The 24,385-nt window shown below is 67.6% G+C and carries 22 protein-coding genes, 1 tRNA gene and 1 riboswitch; of the genes, 5 read left to right on the top strand and 18 right to left on the bottom strand.

Features of this window, described 5'->3' with window-relative positions:
* Nucleotides 1–13: 13 nt before the first annotated feature.
* From KYE46_RS07820 to KYE46_RS07805, 4 genes are all read right to left on the bottom strand, one after another.
* On the bottom strand, nt 14–1,183 hold the full coding sequence (locus KYE46_RS07820) for a CapA family protein (protein WP_219004737.1): 1,170 nt from the start codon (nt 1,181–1,183) through the stop codon (nt 14–16).
* Nucleotides 1,184–1,222: 39 nt separating this feature from the next.
* A complete protein-coding gene (locus tag KYE46_RS07815; RefSeq protein ID WP_219004735.1) occupies nt 1,223–2,428 on the bottom strand; it encodes a winged helix-turn-helix domain-containing protein in 1,206 nt (401 codons plus the stop codon).
* A 9-nt stretch (nt 2,429–2,437) separates the two neighbouring features.
* Nucleotides 2,438–4,327: an acyl-CoA synthetase gene (locus KYE46_RS07810; protein WP_219004733.1), complete on the bottom strand. Its 1,890-nt coding sequence runs from the start codon at nt 4,325–4,327 to the stop codon at nt 2,438–2,440.
* Between the two features lie 108 nt (nt 4,328–4,435).
* Nucleotides 4,436–6,262, bottom strand: coding sequence for an ABC transporter transmembrane domain-containing protein (locus KYE46_RS07805; RefSeq protein ID WP_219004731.1), 1,827 nt, complete (start codon nt 6,260–6,262; stop codon nt 4,436–4,438).
* A 279-nt stretch (nt 6,263–6,541) separates the two neighbouring features.
* On the opposite strand from KYE46_RS07805, the gene KYE46_RS07800 reads away from it, so the two are divergent.
* Complete coding sequence (locus KYE46_RS07800) at nt 6,542–8,674, top strand: M10 family metallopeptidase C-terminal domain-containing protein (protein WP_219004729.1); 2,133 nt, start codon at nt 6,542–6,544, stop codon at nt 8,672–8,674.
* Between the two features lie 31 nt (nt 8,675–8,705).
* On the opposite strand, the gene KYE46_RS07795 is transcribed toward KYE46_RS07800, so the two are convergent.
* Nucleotides 8,706–8,779: transfer RNA gene (locus tag KYE46_RS07795), tRNA-Gly, on the bottom strand.
* Between the two features lie 195 nt (nt 8,780–8,974).
* A riboswitch (cobalamin riboswitch) is annotated at nt 8,975–9,183 on the top strand.
* 38 nt (nt 9,184–9,221) lie between these two features.
* On the opposite strand from KYE46_RS07795, the gene KYE46_RS07790 reads away from it, so the two are divergent.
* Genes KYE46_RS07790 through KYE46_RS07780 form a run of 3 tightly spaced genes read left to right on the top strand, consistent with a single transcriptional unit; the run spans nt 9,222 to nt 10,601 of the window.
* Entirely contained in the window at nt 9,222–9,401 is a 180-nt protein-coding gene (locus KYE46_RS07790) for a CbtB domain-containing protein (RefSeq protein WP_219004727.1), read from the top strand.
* A gap of 4 nt (nt 9,402–9,405) precedes the next feature.
* Nucleotides 9,406–10,098 (top strand): CbtA family protein, encoded by a 693-nt coding sequence (locus tag KYE46_RS07785; RefSeq protein ID WP_219004725.1) that lies wholly within the window; start codon nt 9,406–9,408, stop codon nt 10,096–10,098.
* A 26-nt stretch (nt 10,099–10,124) separates the two neighbouring features.
* Nucleotides 10,125–10,601 (top strand): hypothetical protein, encoded by a 477-nt coding sequence (locus KYE46_RS07780; protein WP_219004724.1) that lies wholly within the window; start codon nt 10,125–10,127, stop codon nt 10,599–10,601.
* Here KYE46_RS07780 and KYE46_RS07775 read toward each other — a convergent pair.
* From KYE46_RS07775 to cbiE, 7 genes are read right to left on the bottom strand one after another with little or no spacing between them, the layout of a single operon-like run.
* Nucleotides 10,598–10,945, bottom strand: a complete 348-nt coding sequence (locus tag KYE46_RS07775; protein ID WP_219004722.1) for a DUF1636 family protein — start codon at nt 10,943–10,945, stop codon at nt 10,598–10,600. The two genes, KYE46_RS07780 and KYE46_RS07775, sit on opposite strands and share 4 nt — an antisense overlap.
* On the bottom strand, nt 10,942–11,682 hold the full coding sequence (gene cobF / locus KYE46_RS07770; protein WP_219004719.1) for a precorrin-6A synthase (deacetylating): 741 nt from the start codon (nt 11,680–11,682) through the stop codon (nt 10,942–10,944). Before cobF ends, KYE46_RS07775 begins: the two co-directional genes overlap by 4 nt.
* A 1-nt stretch (nt 11,683) precedes the next feature.
* A complete protein-coding gene (gene cobA / locus KYE46_RS07765; RefSeq protein WP_219004717.1) occupies nt 11,684–12,406 on the bottom strand; it encodes a uroporphyrinogen-III C-methyltransferase in 723 nt (240 codons plus the stop codon).
* Nucleotides 12,403–13,719 (bottom strand): cobyrinic acid a,c-diamide synthase CobB, encoded by a 1,317-nt coding sequence (locus KYE46_RS07760; RefSeq protein ID WP_219004715.1) that lies wholly within the window; start codon nt 13,717–13,719, stop codon nt 12,403–12,405. The genes cobA and KYE46_RS07760 overlap by 4 nt, the downstream gene beginning before the upstream one ends.
* 1 nt (nt 13,720) lies before the next feature.
* A complete protein-coding gene (cobM, locus tag KYE46_RS07755; RefSeq protein ID WP_219004713.1) occupies nt 13,721–14,515 on the bottom strand; it encodes a precorrin-4 C(11)-methyltransferase in 795 nt (264 codons plus the stop codon).
* A complete protein-coding gene (locus KYE46_RS07750; protein ID WP_219005059.1) occupies nt 14,512–14,877 on the bottom strand; it encodes a cobalamin biosynthesis protein in 366 nt (121 codons plus the stop codon). Before KYE46_RS07750 ends, cobM begins: the two co-directional genes overlap by 4 nt.
* Complete coding sequence (gene cbiE / locus KYE46_RS07745; protein WP_219004711.1) at nt 14,874–16,070, bottom strand: precorrin-6y C5,15-methyltransferase (decarboxylating) subunit CbiE; 1,197 nt, start codon at nt 16,068–16,070, stop codon at nt 14,874–14,876. The genes KYE46_RS07750 and cbiE overlap by 4 nt, the downstream gene beginning before the upstream one ends.
* On the opposite strand from cbiE, the gene KYE46_RS07740 reads away from it, so the two are divergent.
* Complete coding sequence (locus KYE46_RS07740; protein ID WP_219004709.1) at nt 16,069–16,830, top strand: cobalt-precorrin-6A reductase; 762 nt, start codon at nt 16,069–16,071, stop codon at nt 16,828–16,830. The genes cbiE and KYE46_RS07740 overlap by 2 nt on opposite strands.
* Here KYE46_RS07740 and cobJ read toward each other — a convergent pair.
* Genes cobJ through cobW form a run of 6 tightly spaced genes read right to left on the bottom strand, consistent with a single transcriptional unit; the run spans nt 16,797 to nt 24,382 of the window.
* Nucleotides 16,797–17,555 carry a precorrin-3B C(17)-methyltransferase gene (gene cobJ / locus KYE46_RS07735; RefSeq protein WP_219004707.1) on the bottom strand — a complete coding sequence of 253 codons (759 nt, stop codon included), beginning with the start codon at nt 17,553–17,555 and terminating at the stop codon, nt 16,797–16,799. The genes KYE46_RS07740 and cobJ overlap by 34 nt on opposite strands.
* Complete coding sequence (locus KYE46_RS07730) at nt 17,552–18,289, bottom strand: precorrin-2 C(20)-methyltransferase (protein ID WP_219004705.1); 738 nt, start codon at nt 18,287–18,289, stop codon at nt 17,552–17,554. The genes cobJ and KYE46_RS07730 overlap by 4 nt, the downstream gene beginning before the upstream one ends.
* On the bottom strand, nt 18,286–18,915 hold the full coding sequence (locus KYE46_RS07725; RefSeq protein WP_219004703.1) for a precorrin-8X methylmutase: 630 nt from the start codon (nt 18,913–18,915) through the stop codon (nt 18,286–18,288). The genes KYE46_RS07730 and KYE46_RS07725 overlap by 4 nt, the downstream gene beginning before the upstream one ends.
* A 2-nt stretch (nt 18,916–18,917) precedes the next feature.
* Entirely contained in the window at nt 18,918–20,042 is a 1,125-nt protein-coding gene (locus KYE46_RS07720; protein WP_219004701.1) for a cobalamin biosynthesis protein CobG, read from the bottom strand.
* The gene (gene cobN, locus KYE46_RS07715) at nt 20,039–23,320 is read right to left on the bottom strand and encodes a cobaltochelatase subunit CobN (protein ID WP_219004700.1); all 3,282 of its coding nucleotides are present in this window, start codon (nt 23,318–23,320) and stop codon (nt 20,039–20,041) included. Before cobN ends, KYE46_RS07720 begins: the two co-directional genes overlap by 4 nt.
* A gap of 6 nt (nt 23,321–23,326) precedes the next feature.
* Entirely contained in the window at nt 23,327–24,382 is a 1,056-nt protein-coding gene (gene cobW, locus KYE46_RS07710; RefSeq protein WP_219004698.1) for a cobalamin biosynthesis protein CobW, read from the bottom strand.
* Nucleotides 24,383–24,385: the final 3 nt, after the last annotated feature.

Raw genomic sequence — 24,385 nt, 5'->3', positions numbered from 1 at the left:
TGCGCGGTTCCGGTCAAGGCGCGGGACAGCCGTTAGGCAAAAGCATTCCCGGTCCCAGAACGCGCTGCGCATGGGCGAGGCTCGGCCCGCCAGTCGCGAGTTGCGCCGCCGGAAAGACCGCCACGCCGCGGTCCACGGTGCGCTCGACCCGGGTCGGCAAATAGCGCGGGTCAGTCGCTTGTAGCCGCCCCGCTGCGTCGCGGGTCAGGTCGAGAAAATAGACCGCCCCCGTGCGCCGCTCCAGCCGCCATTGGGTAGAGATGAGATTGCCGAGCGAGAATGCCACGGGCACCTGTCGCCCGTCGGCGGCAGTGAGCATCTCCTGCGGTTGAAGAACATGAGGATGCGTGCCCACGACAGCAATCGCCCCGGCATCGGCCGCTGCCTGCGCCAAGCGCCTCTGTCGCCTGGTGGGGCGGTTGGAATACTCCGTTCCCCAATGGGGCAACAGGATGACGCCGTCGATGTCTGGCTGCTCGGCAAGGGTGTGAATGAGGTTGAGGATAAAACTCCGATTCCGGTAACACCCAAGAGACTGTTGCCGCTGATCTGACAGACCATTGGTCGAAAATGTGCAAGCGAGGAAGGCGATGTTGTAGCCGGAGACCTGCCGGGTGGCATGCCATATGGCCGCGCCGTCGGAGGGATGCGTACCGGTCGACGACAGGCCGGCTTCGGCAAGGGCTGAGAGCGTCAGATCAGCCCCCACGGACCCGCGATCCATGGCATGATTGTTCGCCGTCTGCACGATATCTACGCCTGCCTGTTGCAGGACCTCCGCGATGGACGGGTGGTAGTTGAACAAGGGATAGCCGGAGTAGATGTGTCCGTCATATCGCGTCTCCGGGTCCGCTTCGATCCGGTGACGCGGTGACACGTTCCGCGCGGCCGGCCCCTCGAGGTTCACGACTGTCACGGACGCCTGGGAGAGGACATTTGCTAAGGGCGCGAAGGCCGGCGCGAACCCCTCTGGCCTTGCGGCAGCGTCGGATTGGATCAGGCTGTGCAGCAACACGTCGCCGCCAAAGGCGAGGTCTGGCCGATCGCAGGCACCGGGGCCGCTGTCGCTCGGGGTGCAGGAGGCGATGACGCCTGCAATCAGCGCCAACCGCAAAAGGTGAACGCCCCGCGCGAGACGCTTGTCTTTCATCGAGAAGTCCATGGCTCGGCCTGTGGATAACACGCGATCAGGCAACTACGGGCCGCGGGATGCTGTCAACGGTTAGCTGAGCGGACCGCGCAGCCAATCCTCGGCGAAATCGAGCGCGCCGCCGGTCGCAAAGCGTGCCGCCCGTTCCAATTCTGCCCGCAACCGCTCTACTCGGCCCGACCCCATCCGCACGCCTGTTTCCGGCCAGAAGGCTCGGACGTGGAGCACGCCGTTGTCGCGCGCCATGTCGATCCGCCCGATGAGCCGAGTGCCCTCGAGCACCGGGAAGACGTAATAGCCGTAGCGCCGTCTTGGCGCGGGCACGAAGATTTCGATCCGGTAATGAAACCCGAACAAACGCTCCGCCCTCTTGCGCTCGCGCAGCGCGGGATCGAAGGGAGACAGCACCCGCACGCGGGACGAGGGCGCGGGCAGTTCTGCCAACGTTTCCAGATCCTTGACCCACATGAACGCGCGTTTGCGCTGTCCGTCTGCACCGGTTATATCCACTTCGGTGAGGCGTCTCTCCGCCAGCGCACCAGCCACCCACTGCTTGGCGTGCTCTGGCCGGATGAGCGCGAAAAACGCAGCCAGCTCTCCGCTCGTTGCAAAGCCCAAACGATCCATCGCCGCGACGCAGGCCTGCTCGATGATCTCATCGTCGCTGAGTTGCACCGCGCGCGTATCTGCCGGGATCACCCGTTCGCTCAGGTCATAGAACTTGCGGAACCCCACGCGCTTGGTGACTGCCAGGTCGCCTGATCGCCAAAGATACTCCAACGCGACTTTCGAGGGCTTCCAATCCCACCATCCGGTGGATTTTTCGGGCCTGTCGTCCTCCATATCCGCGGAGCAGCACGGCCCCTGCTCCGCGACCTGGTTGAGGACCCTGTCGATCTCGGGGTGAAACCCGGCGCCGTGCCAATCCTTCCACTTGCCGTGCAGCCGCTCGCGGTCACGCTCGAACCGCATCCGCCAGAGCGGGTAGAAAGCCATGGGGATGATCGAGGCATCGTGGGTCCAATGCTCGAACGTCGCGCGGGCGCGATCGTTGATCCAGCGCAGGCTCTCGGGACGGTAGGACTGCCGCCGAGACCAGAGGATCAAATCATGGGCGCGGGCAAAGGTGTTGACGCTGTCGACCTGCACGAAGCCGAGCGAGTCGATCAGGCCGGCCAGAGCCGCGCCGGTGGCCTTGCCCGAGGGCGGGTCCATCAGACCGTGGCGCGCCAGAAAAAGCCGGCGCGCCTGATCGTTGGTCAGAACCGGGACGGTCAATGGGCCCGCTCAGGCGGCCTCGACCCATTCCCACGGCCGGGTGAATTCGCCCAGAACCTGCCGGACACCATCAGCATCGGCGCCGTTCTGTTCCAGATAGGCCACCAGCCCGCGTTTCTTGTGTTCACGCACCTCGACAACCCGCGCGTCGTGGCCGGCCTTCTCCAACGCCTCATTATAAATCCGCGTGATCGCCTTCTTGCGCAGGTCGGGCTTGAACACCTTGCCGACGGCCGTTTTGGGCAATTCATCGAGCACTTCCAAGTATTTGGGGATCGCGGCGCGTTCGTGAATGTGGTCCTTGGCATAGGCCATCAACTCATCCTCGGTGATCTGGGCGTTGTCCACCAACTCGACATAGACGCAAGGCAGCTCGCCTGCGAATGCGTCGGGTTGACCGATGGCACCGGCGAAGGCGACGGCCTCGTGGCCGGCCAATGCCTCTTCGATCTCGGCGGGGTCGATGTTGTGACCGCCCCGGATGATCAGGTCTTTCGCGCGGCCTGTGATCCAGAGGTAGCCGTCTTCGTCAAACCGGCCCAGATCGCCTGTGCGCAGGTAGACGTCGTGGTGGAAAAGGTCGCGGTTCTTGTCGGCTTCGGTATAGGTCGAGCCTTCGAAGACGCCGGGGCTGGAGATGCAGATTTCGCCGACCGTGTCGACGTCCGCCTCGACCGGTCCATCGGGGCTATCGGTCAGGATCTTCACCTCGGTATGGGGGAAGGTCACGCCGATGGAGCCAATTTTCTTCTCGCCTTCCACGGGGTTACAGGACACGAGGCACGTCGCCTCTGTCAGGCCGTAGCCCTCGATTAGGGTCACGCCAGTGGCTTTCTCGAAGCGGTGGAACAGCTCCACCGGCAGCGGCGCGGAGCCCGAGAAGGCGGTTTTGACCGTTGAGACATCGGCATCCACCGGGCGCTGCATCATCGCGGCAATCGCGGTGGGGACAGTGATGATGAAGGTCACCTGCCAACGCTCGACCAGCTTCCAGAAGTTGTCGAAGACGCCCTCGCCCCGGTAGCCCTGCGGCGTCGGGAATACCACGTGCCCGCCCGAGGCGACCATGGCCATCAGGATGACGTGACAGGCAAAGACATGGAACAGCGGCAGGGGGCAGATCACCGTGTCCTTCTCGGAGAAGAGCAGCGTGTGGCCGATCCAGCCGTTGTAGATCATCCCGGAATACTTGTGCTGCGCGACCTTGGGCATGCCGGTGGTGCCGCCGGTGTGGAAGTAGCACGCCACGCGGTCTTCGCGGACGTCCTCGAAATCGAGGGTCTTGTTCTGCTTCGCGCATTCGTCCGTGAAGCTCAGCACGCGTGCGTTGTGCTCGACCGGGTTCTTCGGCCGCAGGAGTGGTACGATGAATTTCTTCAGGCCCGTGAGGTAGCGCAGGAGGTCAACCTCCAGCACCGTTTCAACACCCGGCGCCATGGTGATAGCCTCGGACACCTTCTGGGCGACATCGGTCTTGGGGAAGGATTTCAGCGTCACCACGACCTTGGCGTTGGTCTCGCGCAGGATCGAGGCGATCTGCTCGGCCTCCAGCAACGGGTTGATCGGCGCGGCGATGCCAGCCGTGGCGCCGGCCAGAAGGGTGACGGCGGTCTCGTTACAATTCGGCAGGATGTAGGCCACGGTATCCGTCGGCCCGACCCCGAGCGACCGGAACAGGTTCGCCGCCTGCGTGATCCGCTCGTGAAACATGTTCCACGTCAGGGTTTCTGCCGGGTCCTTGGGACCAGAGAACAGTTGAAACGTGATCGCGTTCAGGTCGCCGTGGGCCTTGGTCGTGTTGCTCAGCAACTCGTACAAGGTGACCGCCGGCTGGCTTTCCGGCCATGGCATCTCTGCTTCGATTTTCCTGACGTCTTCGAGCGATGCAAAACGAGCCATGGCTCCCTCCCCTTACTTTTCTTGCGGGCACCTTTTTAGCGGTGCCTCTCCCGCAATCAGCATCGGGGAAACTCGCGCAGCGCGCAACTATAACGCAACGTAGAGGTGTTATTCGGCAGCAAGGCCCGAGGTGAACTGCAACCGCGCCAGACGCGCATAGAGCCCCCCCTCCGCGACGAGGCTGTCGTGGGTGCCTTCCGCGACGATGCGCCCGTCCTCGAAGACCAAGATGCGGTCGGCCTGCTTCACGGTCGCCAGGCGGTGCGCCACGATCAAGGTGGTTCGGGTCTCCGACATCCGGGTCACGGCCTCTTGCACCGCGCGCTCGGATTCCGCGTCCAGCGCGCTTGTCGCCTCGTCCAGCAACAAAATCGGCGCGTCGCGCAGGATCGCCCGCGCGATGGCGATGCGCTGCTTTTGCCCCCCGGACAGCATCATGCCGCGCTCGCCGACATAGGTGTCGTAGCCCTTGGGAAGCGCGCTGATGAACTCGTGCGCGGCGGCGGCGCGGGCGGCGGCCTCGACCTCCGCATCGGTGGCGTCCAAGCGCCCGAAACGGATGTTGTCGCGGGCGGAGGCGGCAAAGATGACCGGGTCCTGCGGAACCAGCGCCATCGCCTCGCGGAACGTGTGACGGGCCATCTCGGGCAGGCCGGTCCCATCGAGGGTGATGCGCCCCGATTCCGGATCGTAGAACCGCAAAAGCAGTTGGAAGACAGTGGATTTACCGGCCCCCGATGGGCCGACAAGCGCGACCGTCTCGCCGGGCTGAATGGTGAAACTCACGCCTTCGAGCGCCGCCGTCTCGGGGCGCGATGGGTAGTGAAAATGAACATTGTCAAAGGAGATCGGCCCGCGCCCGCCTTGCGGCAGCTCCGCGCCCGCCGCCGGATCGGCGACCGTATCGTCAGAGCCCAGAAGCTCAACCAGCCGTTCCGTGGCGCCGGAGGCCCGCTGCAACTCGCCCCATATCTCGGACAAAGCACCGACCGACCCGGCGACCATGATGGCATAGATCAGGAACTGGATCAGGGCACCGATGGTCATCGCCTCGGACCTCACGTCGCGCGCGCCGACCCAGAGGACGCCGACGACGCCGGAAAACACCAAGGCGATCACGATGACGGTCATGATTGCGCGGGTCGCGATGCGTTTCTTGGCGCTGTCGAAGGACAGTTCGGTCACATCCGAGAAGCGCGTGGCGGTGGGCTCCTCATGGGTGAAGGCCTGCACCGTCTGTGCCGACAACAGCGCTTCGGAGGCGTTGCCGGAACTCTCGGCGATCCAGTCCTGGTTCTGACGGCTGAGCACGCGAAGACGGCGGCCCAGAACGACAATCGGGACAATGACCATCGGCACGATCAGCAAGACAGCGCCCGCCAGCTTCGGAGAAGTCCAGAGCATCAGTCCGACCCCGCCGATCAGGATCAGCAGATTGCGCAGGGCGACGGACATGCTGGAGGAAATCACGCTGAGCAAAAGGGTCGTGTCGGTGGTAATCCGGCTCAGCACCTCGCCGGTCATGATCCGCTCGTAGAATGCGGGGCTCATGGTGATCATGCGCGCGAAGACCGCTTTGCGAATGTCCGCGATCACCCGCTCTCCAAGGCGCGTCACGAGATAATAGCGCAGGCCCGTGCCCACGGCGAGAAGGCCGGCAATGCCAAGGGCGGCCATGAAATACTGATCGAGAAGCTCGGTCGTCTCGGTCTCGAAGCCGTCCACGACGCGGCGCACGGCAAGCGGCAAGGTCAGCGAGACCACGGCCGTCAGGATCAGCGCCCCGACGGCGCCCAGAACCATCCAGCGGTGCGGCGCAAGGAACGGCATCAACCCTTTCAGGCTGCCGATTTTCCGCGAACGCTCGCGCTCTTCCGACGCGGCCTGCGGAGCCGTCTGGCCAGGAGCGGAGGGGGTGTCTTGCTTACGTGCCATGGTTCAATTCGCCCGCTTGGAAGGCTTCGTTTCTCTGCGTCGAACGAAGGATTTTATCGTGCAAGGAGCGTTAACACCGCCCTTTGACCCACGCAATCCGACGTGCCGGCGACAAAAGGCGCGCGGGCGCGTGGACCGGTAAATTTCGCCGTAGCTGTCCCTCGGAGTAAACCGGTTTTTTACACTTTGCGCAGTAGCCTCGGCGACAGGCCCCATGCTCCGCAACAACTCTATACACGCCTCCTTGGAAAGACGCCGATGTGCCAGATTTGTAAGACGATGAACCCCGCCTTGAGCGGGTGTGAATACCTTGGCCTGACGTCCTCCAACGCCCCCGGCCCTGCGAGGGTACCGGGCGACACGATTGTCGAGACTGGCGACGCTGGCGCGACGGTCGGCAGTGCGGCTGCCATGACGGTCGGCACGTATTTCCTTGGCGAGTTATCCTCGGGAACCGAGAGTGACTGGATCGAGGTCACGCTCGACCCCGGCACCTACACGATTGCAGGCGTAGGAACCGGGCCACTCGACAGCGCCGTCAACGACATCACGCTGACCCTTCGGGATGTCTCCGGCGTGTCGATCGATTACGACAATGGGTCAGGACCCGGCCTGAACGCCGAGTTGTCGGTCACGACCAGTGAGACGATGACCCTCTTCATCGACGTGGGCTCCTACGTTCCGACGGACAGCGGCACCTATGGTGTCTCGATCACCGAGGGGAGCCTCGCCAGCTACAACGCCGAGATGGGCGCCGGGAACCTCATGCGGTCGAACCAGGCCTGGGTGTCGAGCGGGGGCACGTCTGTGGACCTGACCTGGGCCGTCCGGGCCTCCGGCACCGATCCCCTCAACGGCACACCGATGGTGGCGCTGGACGCCAGTCAGATCGCCCTCGCGGACGCGGCATTGAGTTATACCGATGCGATCTCGGGCCTGAACGTCACGCGCGTCGCGCCGGACGGCAGCTCCAACGATGCCACGTTGCTCATCGGTGCCTACAGCGCGAATGACGGCGCGGGCGCCTATGCCTATCTTCCCGGCAGTAACGGCGGCAACACCAGCAGCCCCGCCGCCAACGGTGACATCTGGCTGAACAATCAATCTTTTGGATGGCAGAGCTACGGCTTTGGCACCTACACCTCGTTCACCATGCTGCACGAGATTGGCCACGCCATAGGCCTCGCCCATCCCGGCACCTACAACGCGTCGTCCGGCGTGACGTTCAGCTATCAGAACCACGCGCAATTCACCGAGGATAGCCAGCAATACACGGTGATGAGCTATTTTGACGAAACCCACACCGGCGCCAGCGGTGGGCTTGGGTTCCCCGACACCTTCATGCTGCATGACTTCATGGCGATCCACCAGCTCTACGGCACGGACGACACTTACAATGCGGGCAACACGATCTACGGGTTCAATGCCACCGAGGCGGGCTCGGCCTATGATTTCACGGCCAACGCCACGCCTTTCATGACCGTCTATGACGGCGCCGGCTCCGACACGATCGACCTTTCCGGCTACGCGAACGGACAGCGATTGACGCTTGAGGCGGGCAGCTTCTCCGATATCGGCGGCTACTCCGGCAACTTCTCCATCGCGTTCGGCGCGGTGATCGAACATGCCGTGGGCGGGTCTGGCAATGATGAGATCACGGGCAACAGCGCACCCAACCAGCTTGAGGGCGGCGCGGGGGCTGACACGCTGATCGGCAGCGCCGGCAATGACACGTTGATCGGCGGCGAGGGTAATGACACGCTCATGGGCGGCGCTGAATTCGACCTGCTGGAAGGCGGCGAAGGGCGCGACTCTCTTGTCGGCGGAATGGGCAACGACACATTGGTCGGCGGCCGTCAGAACGACCGCATGTCCGGCGGAAATGGAGATGACATCATTCTTGGAGAGATGGGTGCCGACCGTTTGATCGGCGGACGCGGCGCCGACACCTTGAGCGGCGGCAACCGCAACGACAAATTGATCGGCGGTGACGGCGACGATGACATCTTCGGCGATCAAGGCAACGATCTGCTGCGCGGCGGCAGCCAGAACGACGCGCTTCACGGGGGCGCGGGCAACGACATCCTTGTTGGCGGCGCGGGGTTCGACACTCTCGAAGGTGGCGACGGCGATGACAGTCTGACCGGTGCGTTCAACGCCGATTTGTTTATCTTCAAGGATGCCAACGGCGCCGATACAATCTCGGACTTCGACGCGCAGAACGATTTCGAGAAGATCGACTTTTCAGGCATGTCGTCGCTCAACACCCTCTCCGACGTGCTCGGCCATGGCTCGGGCACAGCCGCCGCAACTCAGGTCGACGCCGATGTCTTCATCGCGACAGATGGCGGATCGATACTGTTGCAGAACGTGCTCTACGCGGATCTCGACGCGCAGGACTTCATCTTCTGAGTGGAGGCTATGGTGATGAACGTCAGGAAGATGGAGCGGGCGACGGGAATCGAACCCGTATCATCAGCTTGGAAGGCTGAGGTCTTACCATTACACAACGCCCGCGCTGTGTTTCGTGTGGGTATGCCATGCGCTTTTTGAGGTCAAGTCCGGCTTGCACCGGGCGCGAAGCACGCAGCCTCTCCGCTCATGACGGAACGCTAAACCAAAGCACAAAGGCCCACCGCGCCCTTCCAGCTTTATCCCCTCTGCAGACTCAAATCCTGCGCATTCCGTTTGACACCCCCGGAGCGGCTCTGTCATGGATAGCGGACATTCGGTTTCCCGAGGCACCTTGGTGTCGACGGAATTTGAGAGGGAATGCAGTGCGGCGTCTGACGCCAATCCTGCAGCTGCCCCCGCAACTGTAAGCGGTGCGTCAGGTTGAACACGCCACTGGAGCGATCCGGGAAGGCCAGCCAGACCATTCAGCCGCGAGCCAGGAGACCTGCCGGATGTATGAAACGCAAACGGCCGTCGGGTGTGACGGTATGAAGGAGCACGAAATATGACGACGCAGACGCAAAACCTCGCCGGATCCAAGGCAGGCCTTTCCACCATCGGCGCAGCCCTCATGGTTGCCGCAATGGGCTTTGGCCTGATGTTCGTGACCGGCCACGTGCAGGCGGCAACGCTTCACGATGCGGCCCACGACGTGCGCCACGCCACTGGCTTCCCCTGCCACTGAACTGATGTTCACACGGCTTTTGACCAGCGCGTTGTTCGCTGGCGCTGCTTCAGGGCTGATTGCCGCCCTGTTGCAGCTTTGGTTCGTGCAGCCTGTCCTGCTTCACGCTGAACTCTATGAATCGGGAGAATTGCTGCATTTCGGTGCCGACTCGAATATCGCCGCGGCGCAGGACGTCGGGGGGATTGACCTCGTCCGGGACGGGCTGAGCACCGTTTTCACGATGTTGATCTACTCGGCCTACGCGATGATCCTGCTGGCGGCGATGTCCGTCGCGGAGGAGCGAGGCGCCGCGATTACCGCGCGCACTGGCATGATCTGGGGCATCGCGGGTTTCGTCGCAGTGCATCTGGCGCCGGGCTTTTCGCTGGCGCCCGAAGTGCCCGGCGTGGCGGCTGCCGATGTCGTGCTGCGTCAGGTCTGGTGGTTCACCACTGCAATCATGGCCGCCGCCGCGATGGTGTTGATCGGCTTTGGCAAGAACTGGGCCGCATGGCTCGGAGCGGCGGTGCTCTTGCTGGCGCCGCACGTCTACGGCGCGCCGGAGCCCGAGGTTTTCACCGGGCCGGTTCCGACCGAGATCGGCGCGCTCTTCGCGGCCCGTGCCCTAGGCGTCGGCCTTGCGGCCTGGGTGCTTCTGGGGCTCTTTGCCGGCTACTTCTGGTCGCGTCGCATCGGCGCGACGGACGCAGCCTGAGCATCAGGATTAGACGGAGACCTTCGATGAACACCGGCCTACCCCTTCTGGTCATCGGCCTCCTTTTCGGCGGCGGCATCGGCTTCACGATTGCCGCCGCCAACGGGATCACCCTGGATGGCCACGACCATGGATCTCATGGTGCCGCCGGTCACGGCGACATGGACCACGATACCATCCTCGCCCTCCCCGCCTCTGACACCGCCCCTACTCTCGCAATTGCCGTCAGCGAGGATCCGGTCGCGGGATACAACCTGCACATCATGACCGAGAACTTCTCGTTTTCGCCGCAGAACGCGGGACTCGAGCACGCGCCCGGCGAAGGCCATGCTCACGTCTATATCAATGGCGTCAAGCTCGGGCGGTTCTATGGACCTTGGGTGCATCTCGATCATTTGCCCGAGGGGGAGGTGATCGTCGATGTGACGTTGAATGCCAACGATCACAGGGCCTTGGCAGTGGGTGACACGCCGCTGCGCGCCAGCGTCACGATCGAGAACTAGCCACGCGGGAGCGCCGGGATGCGGCCTTTCAGGCAATGCCGCAGCCGTCCGCACGCGGTGGCATCCTCGATCCATCCCTCCGGACTGGCGAGGTAGCATTTTACCGTCGCCACGATATCGGCAAGGTCCGCCTCGGGATCAATCCCTCCGAAGAAATACGTCGCCCGTCCCGCCCCTTGCAGCGCGAGGCTGACGGGCGCGGCGCAAGCGTTCATGCAGGGTTGAGCCACAACGGCGGCGTCGATCCCGGCGCTGCTCAATGCGGCTTGCAGGCCATCTCGCGCGCCTGAAAAACCGGAGGGGTCGCAGGTTGAACAAAGATGCAGAACGACCGCAGGGCTCATTCCAACCCCTTGGGACGCAACAGATATGTGTCCATGATCCAGCCATGTGCGGCACGGGCGGCGGCGCGGGTCTCGATGATCCGGGGTGCGGCCTCCGCAAGAGGGCCGTGATCGAGGATCTGCTCCGGCATCCCGAGGTAGGCGCCCCACCAGATGTGCAGATCATCGCGACCGAGGGTCTGGAAACTGCATTCCCCATCCAGCATCACGATCAACGTTTCGGTCCTCTCGGGCCACCCATGCTCGCGCAACCGCCGCCCGGTGGTGACCGTGACAGCGCCGGCGAGGGTGTTGAACGTCAGCCCATGGGCCGCGGTCAGCGCCTGCAGCGCAGTAATGCCGGGCACGACTTTGATCGCGGGCGCGGGCGACAAGCGCGAGGCGATGCGCAGGGTGCTGTCGTAGAGCGAGGGATCGCCCCAGACCAGCAGCGCCACGGCGCCTGCAGGCGCAACGTCCGAAAGCGCTGCGGTCCAGCGCCGGGCGATTTCATCGTGCCAGGCGCGCACCCTTTGCTTGTAGGGAATCGCGGGATCCCGTGTGGGGTAGTCGAACTCCACAATTTGGCCTTCGGCGCCGGCATCACGGATGATCCGATGGCGCAAACCTGCGAGGTCGGACTTGTCCGGCCCCTTGCGTGGCACAAGGATCACCGCAGCCTCGCGCAAGGCGCGCTGAGCCTCCAACGTGACATGCTCCGGATTGCCGGTGCCGATGCCGATCAACCACAGGTCCATCCTAGCGCTCATCTGCTAACGGACCGTAAAGGATCAGCGCCGGCGCGGTCCCGATCTCGGCCTCCAGCTTGCCCACCAGTTCAGACAGCGGCATCCGGTAGAGCGCCTGGTCCGGCGTGCTCACGGCCTCCGCAAGGATTGCGGGGGTGTCGGCAGGCAGACCACGCGCGATCAGGGCTTGCGCCAGCTTCGGGAAGGTGCGCTTGCCCATGAAGATAACCGTGCTCGCGCCGGGATCGGCGAGTGCGTCGAGGTTGATGTCGTCGGGCAATTCGCCCGAGGCATCGTGGCCGGTCACGAACTGCACCCGCCGCGCGGTGAGCCGCCGGGTCAGCGGGATGCCCGCGGCGGCGGCGGCGGCGATGGCCGAGGGCACACCCGGCACGATCTCGTAGTCGATACCCGCCTCGCGCAGTGCCACGAGCTCCTCCTCCAGTCGTCCGAACAGGCCGCTGTCGCCCGACTTCAGCCGCACCACCCGCTGCCCGGTGCGCGCGTAATCCACCAGCAGCCGGCTGACATGGTTCTGCTTCGGCGAGGGCCGCCCGGCACGCTTTCCCACACCCACGAGGTCCGCGCCGCTGCGCGCGTGGGACAGGATCGGGCCAGAGGAGAGGTCGTCAAAGAGCACCGCGTCAGCGCGCTTCAGACGGTCCACCGCCTTGAGCGTCAGCAGTTCCGGGTCGCCGGGACCCGAACCCACGAAAGAGACGAAACCGCTCATGCGCGCTCCTCCGTGATCATGTGGAAAAAGGTGCCGCTGACATAGCCGCGGACCGAGCCGGTTTGCACCACGGCGTTGCCGTCGGCATCGAAGACCTCGGCCAGCGGCGCATCGGGTTGCTGGAGAATGCTGGAATAGTGAAACTCATGCCCGCGCAGGACGCTGCCGGCGGCGAGCCCGGGCATGGTTTCGGAAAGCACCGCGCGGCGGTAGCCGAGGTTGAACTTGCGTTTCTCGTAAGATGTCTCGAGCCCGAGCAGCCCCGCCATCTCGTGCCGCACCCCCTCCTTGTCGATGAGCCCTGCGCCGAGCGCCATGTAGCCCCCGCATTCGCCGTGGACCGGCTTACTCTCCGCATGGCGACGCAGGCCGTCGCGGAACGTGCTTGCCGCCGCCAATGCACCGGCGTGCAACTCCGGGTAGCCGCCGGGCAGCCAGACCAGATCGGCCTCCGCCGAGGGGGCCTCGTCGGCCAGCGGCGAGAAGGGCAGGATCTCGGCCCCCGCCGCGCGCCACGCCTTGAGCAGGTGCGGATAGGTGAAGGAGAAGGCTGCGTCCCGCGCCAGGGCGATGCGCTGCGCGGGCGGGCGCGGCAGGCTGCCCGAAGCGACGGAGGGGCCCGCCGCCGCTGCCGCGCGGATCGCGCCGAGGTCGACATTCTCGCGCAGGAAGGCGGCATAGCCGGTGATCGCGGCTTCCAGATCCGGGTGCTCGACCGCCTGGATCAGCCCCAGGTGCCGCTCGGGCAAGGTCAGGTCTCCGCGGCGCGGCAGCACGCCCAGAACCTCCAGCCCCGCATGATCCATCCCGCGGCGGATCAGCCGCTCGTGCCGGGGGGAGGCCACGCGGTTCAGGATCACCCCGGCGATGGGTAGCTCCGGGTTGTAGGCTTGGAAGCCGAGCGCCGTCGCCGCCGCCGATTGCGCCTGACCGCCCGCGTCGATGACCAGCACCACGGGCCAGCCCATGCGCTGCGCGGTCTCGGCGGAGGTGCCAAAGCCCGACTGCCCGCGCGTCGCCACCCCGTCGTAGAGGCCCATGGAGCCCTCGGCCACGCAGATGTCGGCCCCTTCGGCCTCGGTCGCGATGGCATCGATCAGCGCGCCGTCCATGGCCCAGGTGTCGATGTTGAACGAGGCCCGCCCCGAGGCCGCCATGTGGAAGGCCGGGTCGATGTAATCGGGACCGGACTTGAAGGGCTGCACCTCCAGCCCATCGTCGCGCAGGGCGCGCAACAGCCCGAGCATCACCGTGGTCTTGCCGGTGCCCGAGGAGGGCGCCGAGACCAGCAGGCCGGGGGGAAGCTTGTGCATCTCAGTCATCTCCGTGCTGCCATTCCGACCAGGGGCTGTCGGCTGTCTGAGGGCGATAGCGGCGGTCGTAATCCGCTGCATAAAGGCGGCTTTCGGTGAAGTCACGCGCACCGATGGCGGGTCCCACGAGGATCAGCGCGGTGCGGGCGATGGCGGGGTCCATGGCCTTCTCCAAATCACCAAGGGTGGCGCGGATGATCTTCTCGTCCGGCCACGAGGCGCGGTAGACCACGGCGACCGGGCATTCCGCGCCGTAGTGGGGCTCCAGTTCCGCCACCACCTGCGCGAGGTTCCCGATGGAGAGGTGCAGCGCCAGCGTCGTGCCGGTGCGGGCGAAATTCGCGAGGCTCTCGCCCTCGGGCATGGAAGAGGCACGGCCCGGCGTGCGGGTCAGCACCAGCGATTGCCCCACGCCCGGCAGGGTCAACTCCTGCCCGAGGCTCGCGGCGGCGGCGGCGAATGAGGGCACGCCGGGGGTCACGGTGAAGGGGATGCGCAGGGCGTCGAGCCGGCGGATCTGCTCGCCCATCGCGGACCAGACGGAGAGATCGCCCGAATGCAGCCGCGCCACGTCCTTGCCCGCGTCATGGGCCACGGCGATGGTCCCGATGATCTCGTCGAGCGACATCGGCGCGGTGTTGATCACCTGCGCCCCTTCCGGGCAATGGTCAAGGATCGCCTCTGGCACCAGCGAGCCCGCGTAGAGGCAGACCGGACAAGACGCGATCAGGTCGCGCCCGCGCAGGGTCAGCAGGTCCGGCGCGCCGGGGCCCGCACCGATGAAATGAACGGTCATGGGGTTTCTCCTGTTCGGGCAAGGGCGCAGGTTGCCATCCGGTCGGCGGAGACGACCCGGGCAGCCAGCAGCCGCGCGCCGGGGCCAGCGGCGGCAAGGGCGGCGGACTCGGCGACGGAACCCGTGTTGCGGTGTGCTTGCGACGCCGCCGAGCGGGTCGCCGTTTCCTGTTGCGCGAGGGTCTCGGCCGGGAGGCCTTCCAGCGGCAGGCCGAGCCGCGTCGCGAGCGCGCGGATTGCTCCGGCGGCCGCCTTGTCCTCCGCCGTGGCAAGGCACCCTGCCCCACCGCCCGCGCGGGCATAGGCGTCGGCCAGGCTCTCCACCGTGGCGGCGGCGCGGAACCCGAAGCCCGCGACGATCACAGCACCACGTTCCATTGCGCCACCGGGTACGCCTGCGCCCAGGCGCGTTTCGCCCCGAGGGGTTTGGCGTGGGCCAAGTCGATGCGCATCAGCTCGCCCCCGTGGCGCTCCTGCGCGGTGGCGAGAAGCGCCTCGGCCTCCAGCGTCACGCCGTTGGCGACAAGGCGCGTGCCGGGGGGCAGCACGGTGAGCCGGTCGAGCAGTGCGTCCGAGAGGCCGCCGCCCACGAAGACGGCATGCGGCGCGGGCAGCGAGTCGAGCATGGCCAGGGTATCGCCTTGGTGCACGCCGATCCGGTCGACCCCGAAGCGTTCGGCATTGGCGCGGATCAGGGCGACGCGGTCCTCGCGCAGCTCCACCACACTGGCCGAACACCGCGGGTGCGCTAGCGCCCATTCCACCGCGATGCTGCCCGAGCCGCCGCCGAGATCCCAGAGGTGCTCGCCTGCGCGCGGCGCCAGTGCCGAGAGGGTCAGCGCGCGCACCGGGCGCTTGGTCATCACGCCGTCGGTCTCGAACATCTCGTCCGGTAAGCCCGAGGCCCGCGGGATCGCGGCGCCCTCCCCCGCCACTTCCAGCGCCACGCAGACCGGCGCCGTGAAGCCTCCCGCCTGTGCTGTCGCCACGTCGCAGCGCTGCACCCGTTCGCGCGGGCCGCCGAGGGCCTCGCACACCGTCAGGATGCTGTCTCCAAAGCCCTGCGCTTCAACGAAGGTGGCGAGATCCGCCACCGCTGCCCCGTCGCGCAGCAGGACGATGGCGCGCAGGCCGGCGGAAAGCTCGCGGCGCAGGCGCGCGAGCGGGGCCGCGTGCAAGCCGATGCAGAGCACCTCCTCCAGCGGCCAGGCCATGCGCGCGGCGGCCAGTGAGAAGGCCGAAGGCGCGGGAAAGGCGCGCCAGTCCTCGGCTGCGAAAGCGCGCGAGATCGCGCGGCCCGCGCCGTACCAGAAGGGATCGCCCGAGACGAGCACCGCCACCTGCCGCCCCCGCAGACCGGCCAGCACCTCGATGCCCTCGGCGAAGGGAACCGGCCATTCGATCCGCTGTCGGCCATCCTCGGGCAGCAGGCCGAGGTGTCGCTTCGGCCCCATGATGATTTCCGCCTCCGCCAGTGCGCGGGCGCTTGCGGGGGCAAGGCCCTCCGGTCCATCTTCGGTCAGCCCGATAATCGTGATCCACGGAGCCTCAGCCATGACACCCAACCTCCTGATCCTCGGCGGCACGATGGAGGCCACGGCGCTCGCCCGCGCGGTGGCAGAGGCGGGAATCGCCGGCACCGTGTCCTTCGCGGGACGTGTGGCGCGCCCGGTGCGCCAGCCGCTGCCGCAGCGCGTCGGCGGGTTCGGAGGCGTCGCCGGTTTGCGTGCCTTCTTGGCCGAGGCAGGCATCACCCACGTGGTCGATGCCACCCATCCCTTCGCCGCGCAGATGAGCCGCAACGCGATTGAAGCCTGCGCCGAGGCGCGCGTGCCGCTCATCGCCCTGACCCGCCCGCCCTGGGTGCCGCAGCCGGGCGATGATTGGCAGCGTGTCCCCGACATTGCGGGGGCCGTCGCGGCGCTCGACCAACCCGCGCGGCGCGTCATGCTTGCCGTGGGTCGGATGCATCTGGCCGATTTCGCCCCCAACCCGCAGCATTTCTACCTGCTGCGCCTCGTCGATCCGCCGAAGGAGGCCCTGCCCCTGCCGAACGCGGAGGTCGTCGTCTCGCGCGGGCCGTTCACCGAGGCCGATGACCGCGCCTTGATGGAGCGCCACGGGATCGACCTCGTCGTTTCCAAGAACGCGGGCGGCAAGGGCGCCTATGCGAAGATCGCTGCCGCCCGCGCGCTCAGCCTGCCGGTCATCATGATCGACCGCCCCGCGATCCCGCCAAGGCCCGAGGTTGCCACGCCGGAAGAGGTGCTCGACTGGCTCGGTCATCCCGCCTCCGTCACTGAACGTGGCGTGTAGACGAAAGGCGCGCCGTCCCGCGCGATCACCCGCGTCAGCGACGAGCCCACCAGCACCACCGTGCGCATATCCGCCATTTCCGGCGTGGCCTCGGCCAAGGTGGTAACGCGGATCGCCTGATCTGGCGTGGAGACGGCGCGCGCAAAGAGGATCACCCGCTCGGGCTCGCAGCATTCGCGCAGGATATCGAGGGTCTTCCCGAAGCCCTCGGGCCGCGATTTCGAGCGGGGGTTGTAGAAGGCCATGGCGAAATCGGCCTCGGCAGCCAGCCGCAAGCGCCGCTCGATCAGCGCCCAGGGCTTGAGGTTGTCGGAGAGGTTGATGCAGCAGAAATCGTGCCCGAGCGGCGCGCCGGCGGCCGCGGCGGCAGCAAGCATGGCGGTGATGCCGGGCAGCACCCGGATATCCAGCGCGCGCCACGTCTCTGGCCCGGCCTCGACCGCCTCGAAGATGGCCGACGCCATGGCGAAGACGCCCGGATCGCCGGAGCTGACCACCACGACGCGGCGGCCTTCGGTAGCCATGGTAAGCGCATGGGCCGCGCGCTCCATCTCCACCCGGTTGTCACTCTCGTGCAGGGTCAGGCCCGCACGCGGCGCGATGCGGCGGACGTAGGGGATGTAGCCCACGATATCGGTCGCGGCGTCGATGGCCGCCTGCGCCCCCGGCGTGATCAGGCTCTCCGCCCCGGGCCCGAGGCCCGCCACCACAACCCAACCGCTCATGGCCGCCGCCCCTCGCCGTGGACCACGACGATGGAGAAATACGGCAAGGCCTCCCCCACGAAATCCGCGAGCGGCTGCACCGTCTGCCCTTCCATGCTGGCGTATTCCACCAGCACCGCGCGCGCCAGCTTGCCCGACGCTTCCAGCGCACGGCGGACCTTGGGCAGGTTGCGGCCGATTTTCATCACCACCAGCGCGTCGGCGCGGGTCATCGCCTCGGTCAGCGCGGCCTCGTCGAGCGTACCCATGACCGTCGAGAGCACGTCATCCCCCCAGGTGATCGGCGCGCCGCTGGCGGTCCATGCGGCCGACATGCCGGTGATCGCGGGCACGACCTGCACCTCGCAGGTGCCTTGCAGGCGCGAGTGCAAATGCATGAAGGAGCCGTAGAAGAACGGATCGCCCTCGCAGAGCACCACCACGTCCTCGCCCTCCGCCGTCAGGGCGCAAAGGTGGCGCGTGCACTCCTCGTAGAACTCCGAGAGCACCGCGTTGTAGCGCGGGTCGCTCAGCGGGATCTCAGTCGTGACGGGATATTCCATCGGGAACTCGACGGCGTCCTCGCGCAGCATCCCCTCCACGATCGCCCGCGACCGCCCGTTGCGGCCAGCTTTGCGGAAGAAGGCCACATGCTTCGCGCCGCGCACCAGACGGTCGGCGCGGACGCTCATCAGCTCCGGGTCGCCGGGACCGAGGCCGACCCCATGCACACGCCCCTGCACCGCGCCGCTCATTCCGCGCGGCTCGCGATGGCGTTGATCGCGGCCACGGTGATGGCCGAGCCGCCAAGGCGGCCTTCCACGATCAGCGAGGGCACCGGCGCGGCCTCCCACAGCGCCTCCTTGCTCTCGCGGGCGCCGACGAAGCCCACCGGGCAGCCGATGATTGCCGCAGGGCGCGGGCACGCGGGGTCCTCGAGCATCTCCAGAAGGTGGAAGAGCGCGGTTGGCGCGTTGCCGATGGCGACGACAGCACCCTCCAGCCGCTCACGCCAGAGCTCCAGCGCGGCGGCGGAGCGGGTGGTGCCCATGTCGGCGGCCATCTGCGGCACGCGGGCGTCGCGCAGGGTGCAGATGACATCGTTGTCCGCCGGCAGGCGTTTGCGAGTCACGCCCTCACTCACCATGTAGGCATCGCAGAAGATCGGCGCGCCCGCGTCCAGCGCCGCACGGGCCGCCGTGACCATGCCGGGGGCGATCTGCACGCTGTCCTCCAGCCCGACGAGGCCCGCCGCGTGGATCATCCGCACGACGATCTGCTCGTCCTCGGCGCTGAAGCGCGACAGGTTGGCCTCGGCGCGGATGGTGGCGAAGCTCTCCAGGTAGATCGCGGCGCCGTTTTTCTCGTATTCGTAGGGCATGGTCAGGCTTGGATATCCTTGAAGCTGAGGGAGGCGGGCAGACCGCGTTGCGTGGGCGCATCCCACGGCGCGCCGCCCGAGACAAGATCGAAGCCCGCCGCCGTGGCAACGAGCGTGTGATCCGCCCGGCGCGGCAGGGCGCAGCCCTTGGCACAGCCCGAGACGTGCAGGCTTGCACAGGCCGGCAAATCCGGCGCGAGGCGACGGGCCAGCGCGCGGGTGGGGCCATGGGCTTGAGGGCACCCGGGCGCGCCCGTGCAGGCGTGCACGCGTAAGAGCGGGTCGTCGGGGGCGCAGAAGCCGGACGGGCGTTTGGGTGAGGCATTTGGCACGAGGAGTCGCCGGTCGGGCAGGATGCGGAGCGTCGTGACGGAGGGGTCGGCTAGCAGCGCGCGGAGTGCCTCGGCCTCGACCTGTCCGAAGGGCGCGCCGATGAGCGTGCCGAGGGTGCTTTCGCGCGGCACCGGCGCGGCTTGGCGGGGGACCGCGCGCCAGTGTTCCGGAAGATCGACCCGCTGCAGATGCCGCGCCATGCGGCCCGCCTCGCGCCCGCCGGTGGCGATGAACCACTCGAGCAGCTCGGCCACGGTCGCCATAGCCGCTTCTTCGTCCACCACGCGCCCCGCCTCGGCACCGTCGGCGACCACGATCAGCCGGCCCTCGGCGGCGCGTTCCAGCCGGATGTCGGCGGGGGCGCCGGCGACCCAGGGGCGCGTTCCAGTGTCGATCGCGTATCCGAATTTAGATGGCACTTCAGGGAGTTGCGGCAGGACCTTCAACCAGTTTTCAGCAAGGCGGTGAGAGAGATCGCCCGCCTGCCACTCGGGGGTCATCACGAGGTTCCGCCGCCCCTCCTGCGCAGGGTCCGCGTCGAGCAGGCCTGCCTGCTGCAGCCCCTCCACAACCGCGCCGTGATCGGCCTCCGCGATGCCGCGCAGCTGCAAGTTGGCGCGGCTGGTGAGTTCGATCACGCCGCTGCCGAATTGCTCTGCCAGATCGCAAAGCGCGCGGCCCTGCGCGGCGTCGATTTCTCCCATCCACGGGCGGACGCGGACCACCAGCCCGTCGCCCGACGCCATCGGCCGGTAGGCCCCGGGGCACCAGCCCTTGACCTCGGGCGCACTCATTGGGCGGCCTCGATCTCGGCGAGGATGGAGTTGCGCCGGGACTGCCAGAGGCCCGCTTCATGGAGCGCGGCGAAGCGGTCGCGCATGGCGGCGAGCGCGCCGGGGTTCGCATCGGCGAGGAAGGCGGTCACGGCCGCATCGCCGAGGGTGGCGTCGTAGTAGGCATCGAAGAGATGCGCGGGCACAACGTCGGCGAGCTGCGCGAAAGCGGCCATGTTCTCGAGCGTTGCGGCAATCTCGGCGGCGCCGCGGAAATCGTGTCGTTGCATGCCCGCGATCCAATCCGGGTTGGTCGCGCGCGCAAGGACCACGCGGGCGATCTCCTCCGTTAGGGCGCGGGCGCGGGGGCGGGCGGGATCGGTGATGTCGAGGTGCCAAGGCCGCGCCGCGCCACCGGTGACGGCTTGGGCCGCGAGGAATCCCGCCTCGTGGGTGGCGTAATCCTCGGCCAGCAGGAGGTCGGTCTCGGGCAGGTCCTGCAGGTGGACGAAGGCATCGGCGCGGGCCACGCGCTCGCGCAGGGCATCGGGGGCGCGGGTGATGCTTTCACCGTCAAGCGCCCAAGCGGAGGCGGCGAGCCAGGCCTCCCCGGCGGCGCGTCGCGCGTCCTCGGAGTAATCACCGATCCGCGGCCCGATCCCCGCGCCGTAGCTGCCCGGTGCAGGGCCGAAGACCCGGGGCGCCGCCTTACCCACATAGGGGTTCCAGTCCGGCGCCTCATCGCGCTCGGCCAGCGCGCGGACGGCTTGATTGAAGAGCGCCGAGAGGGTCGGGAAGACGTCGCGGAAGAGGCCCGAGACCCTCAGTGTCACGTCGATGCGCGGGCGGTCGAGTTCTGCGATGGGCAGGACTTCGATCCCCGAGACCCGCTCGGAGCCCGCGTCCCAGGTGGGCCGCACGCCTAGAAGCGCCAAGGCCATGGCGAATTCCTCGCCCGCCGTGCGCATGGTGGCCGAGCCCCAGAGGTCGACGACAAGGCCCTTGGGCCAGTCGCCCTCGTCCTGCAGGTGACGGCGCATCAACTCGTCGGCGAGGGTGCAGCCCTGCGCATAGGCCGCGCGCGACGGCACCGAGCGGGGGTCGGTGGCGTAGAGGTTGCGGCCCGTGGGCAGCACGTCGGTGCGGCCACGGTAGGGCGAGCCCGAGGGGCCCGCGGCAATGCGCTTGCCGTCGAGTGCAGCAAGCAGCGCCGCGCGCTCCGCGGCGGCGGAGGGGGCGCTGTCAAAGCTCTCCTGCCCCCGCTCTGGCCGCCCCCAGACGTGAAGACCGTCGCCGAACTGGCTCTCCTTCACGTCGCAGACAAAGCGGTCGATCCGGGTGAGCGCCTCGGCGGGACAGGAGGCCGCGTCGATCCCAAGGTCGCCCTCGACGCCCAGGGCCTGTGCCTCGGCGCGGATGTCGTCCTGCAGCCGGTCGCGGCGCTTGGGATCGAGACCGTCGGCGTTGGAGAACTCGTCGAGCAGCGCCTCCAGCCGCACCAGCCTGTCGGGCGTCTGCGAGGCCTTCATCGGCGGCGGCACGTGGCCGAGGGTCACCGCACCGATGCGGCGCTTGGCCTGCGCGGCCTCGCCGGGGTCGTTGACGATGAAGGGGTAGATCACCGGCAAAGCGCCGGTCAGCGCGTCGGGCCAGCAGTCGCGCGAGAGGGCAACGGATTTGCCCGGCAGCCATTCCAGCGTGCCATGGGCGCCGATATGGATCAGCGCGTCGGCGTGGGCCTGCATCCAAAGGTAGAAGGCGACGTAGCCATGACGCGGCACGCGGGCGAGGTCGTGGTATTCGGCGTCGCGAAGCGCGGGGTTGCCGCGTTCGGGCTGAAGCGCAACGAGAGTGTTGCCCCGCCGCACGATCGGCAGGCGCAGCCCCTCCTCGGAGGCCGCCGCGTCCTCCTCGCAAGACCCCCAGGCGGCGTGGAGCGCCTCTTGCAGGTCCTGCGGCAGCTGCGCCAGCGCGGCGCGGTACTCGGCGAAGGGCCAGATTATGCCGGCCTCTTGCAGCTCGGCGCCGCTGATCGCGCCCAGGGCGTCGTGGCCGGCTTCTGCGAGGTCCGCGAGGATCGCATTGGCCGAGGCGATGGCGTCGAGGCCGACCGCATGGGCCGCGTTCCACGCGCGGCCGGGATAGGTGGAGAGGACCAGCGCCGGGCGGCGCGCGGCGGGGGGTGTCGCCGCCAGCCGGTGCCATGCCGCGACCCGGCCCGCGACACGCTCGACCCGCTCCGCCTGGGCGCGGTGGACCTGTCGCGCGAATTGCAGGTCCGGGTCGCGCGTGGCGGGCTCCTTGAAGGAGGCGGCACCGGCGAAGATGCGGCCGTCAACCTCGGGCAGCACGACATGCATGGCGAGATCGGCCGGGGAAAGGCCGCGTTCGGCCTCGGCCCAGGCGGCCTCGTCCGAGGTGGCGAGCGCGACCTGGAAGACCGGCACCCCGGCGGCATCGAGCGGCGAGGCGCCGCCCGCCCCCTTGCCGGAGAAAGACGTGGCGTTGACGATCGCGGCGGGTGCGAGGTGGGCCACCTGCCGGGTCATCCACTCCGCCGCGCCGGGCGCCTTCAGCGAGGGCGCGAAGAGGCCCATGACGGCGAAGCCACGGGCGCGCAGGGCCTCGAAAAGCGCGCGGATCGGGTCGAGGTCGGCAGCCACGAGGTAGGAGCGGTAGAAGGTCACGAGGACGAGCGGCGCCGCCCCCTGCCCCGCCAGTACCGGACAGCAGACGCCGTCCTCCGGCGTCCAGCCGCCGACGCTCGACAGACCCTTGGCGCCCACCACCGGCCCTGCGTAGAGGCCTGAGGCCAGCGCCATCTGCGCCAGCGCCGCCTGGGCCGCGACCTCTCCGCCCGCGTCGCAGAGGTGCTGCAATCGCCGCAGGGTGGAGACCGGCAGGGTGGAGATCGCGTCGAGCCGCGGATCGGCGCGGCCGTCGGCAGGCAGCACCGCCAGTGCGATGCCCTTCTCGCGGCATAGCGCCTCGATCTGTTGCAGCCCGTAGGGCCAGTAAGGCACGCCGCCGATCAGCCGCACAAGGATGCCGCGCGCGCCCGAGAGGGTCTGCTCGACGTAAGTATCGACCGAGAGCGGGTGCTTCAGCGCCGCGATATTGGCGAGGCGGAGTGAGGGCAGCGCCCCCGAGGCCCCGCCCGCCCGGTGCCAGCCCGCCGCGAAGGCGCCCAGGTCGGAATCCGAGAGCGAGAGCACCACCAACTCGGCCGGGCTCTGCGCCAGGTCGATCGGGGTCTCGGTCTCATCCAACCCGTGGCTTTCGCGGAAGACGACGTGCATGGCAGCTTACTCGGCGGCGGCCTGTGCGGGGGCGAGCATCTCGCGGATCGCGGCCTCGTCCACGTCGTCATGCTCGGCGATTACCACGAGGCGGCCCTGACGCGGCTCGTCGGCGCCCCATGGACGGTCATACTGGTGCCGCACCCGCGCGCCCACGGCCTGCACCAGCAGGCGCATCGGCTTGCCCGCAACACTGGCGTAGCCCTTCACCCGCAGGATGTTGCGCGTGTTGGCGAGATCCTCGATCCGGGCCACCAGATCGGTGGGGTCGGCCACCTCGGGGATGTCGATGACGACGCTTTCGAAGTCGTCATGCTCGTGGTCGTCGTGCCCGTCGTGGTGCGAGGGGCGCGCGTCCATGTCGTCCTCGGCAGCGGCCTCGAGCCCCAGGATCACCCGCGGGTCGATCGCGCCCTCGGCCACTTCGACGACCGGCAGGGCGCGGGGCGCCTCGGCGGCGATGATTTCCTTGGCCTTGGCCACGCCCTCGGGGCCGGCGAGATCCGGCTTGGTGAGCAGGATGATGTCGGCGCAGGAGATCTGGTCCTCGAAGACCTCCGACAAGGGCGTTTCGTGATCAAGGCTGTCGTCGGCCAGCCGCTGCGCATCGACCCTGGCCACGTCGGGGGCGAAACGGCCCGCCGCGACGGCCTCGGCATCGGCCAGCGCGATGACCCCGTCGACGGTGATCTTGGAGCGGATATCGGGCCAGTCGAAGGCCTTCAGAAGCGGCTTGGGCAGCGCGAGGCCGGAAGTCTCGATCAGGATGTGCTCGGGCCGCGGCTCCAACGCCATCAGCGCCTCGATCGTAGGGATGAAATCATCGGCCACGGTGCAGCAGATGCAGCCGTTGGCGAGCTCGAGGATGTTCTCGGCCGGGCAATCGGGGATGGCGCAACCCTTGAGGATTTCGCCGTCCACGCCGACGTCGCCGAATTCGTTGACGACCACCGCGAGGCGCTTGCCGCCGGGGTTCTGGATCAGGTGCGAGATCAGCGTGGTCTTGCCGGAGCCCAGAAAGCCCGTGATCACGGTGACGGGGAGTTTTGCGAGATCAGCCATGGG

This window comes from Gymnodinialimonas ceratoperidinii (assembly GCF_019297855.1).
GTDB classification, from domain to species: Bacteria; Pseudomonadota; Alphaproteobacteria; order Rhodobacterales; family Rhodobacteraceae; genus Gymnodinialimonas; species Gymnodinialimonas ceratoperidinii.
Note: the sequence above shows the minus strand (reverse complement) of the source record. Positions and strands in the feature narration are given on the sequence as shown.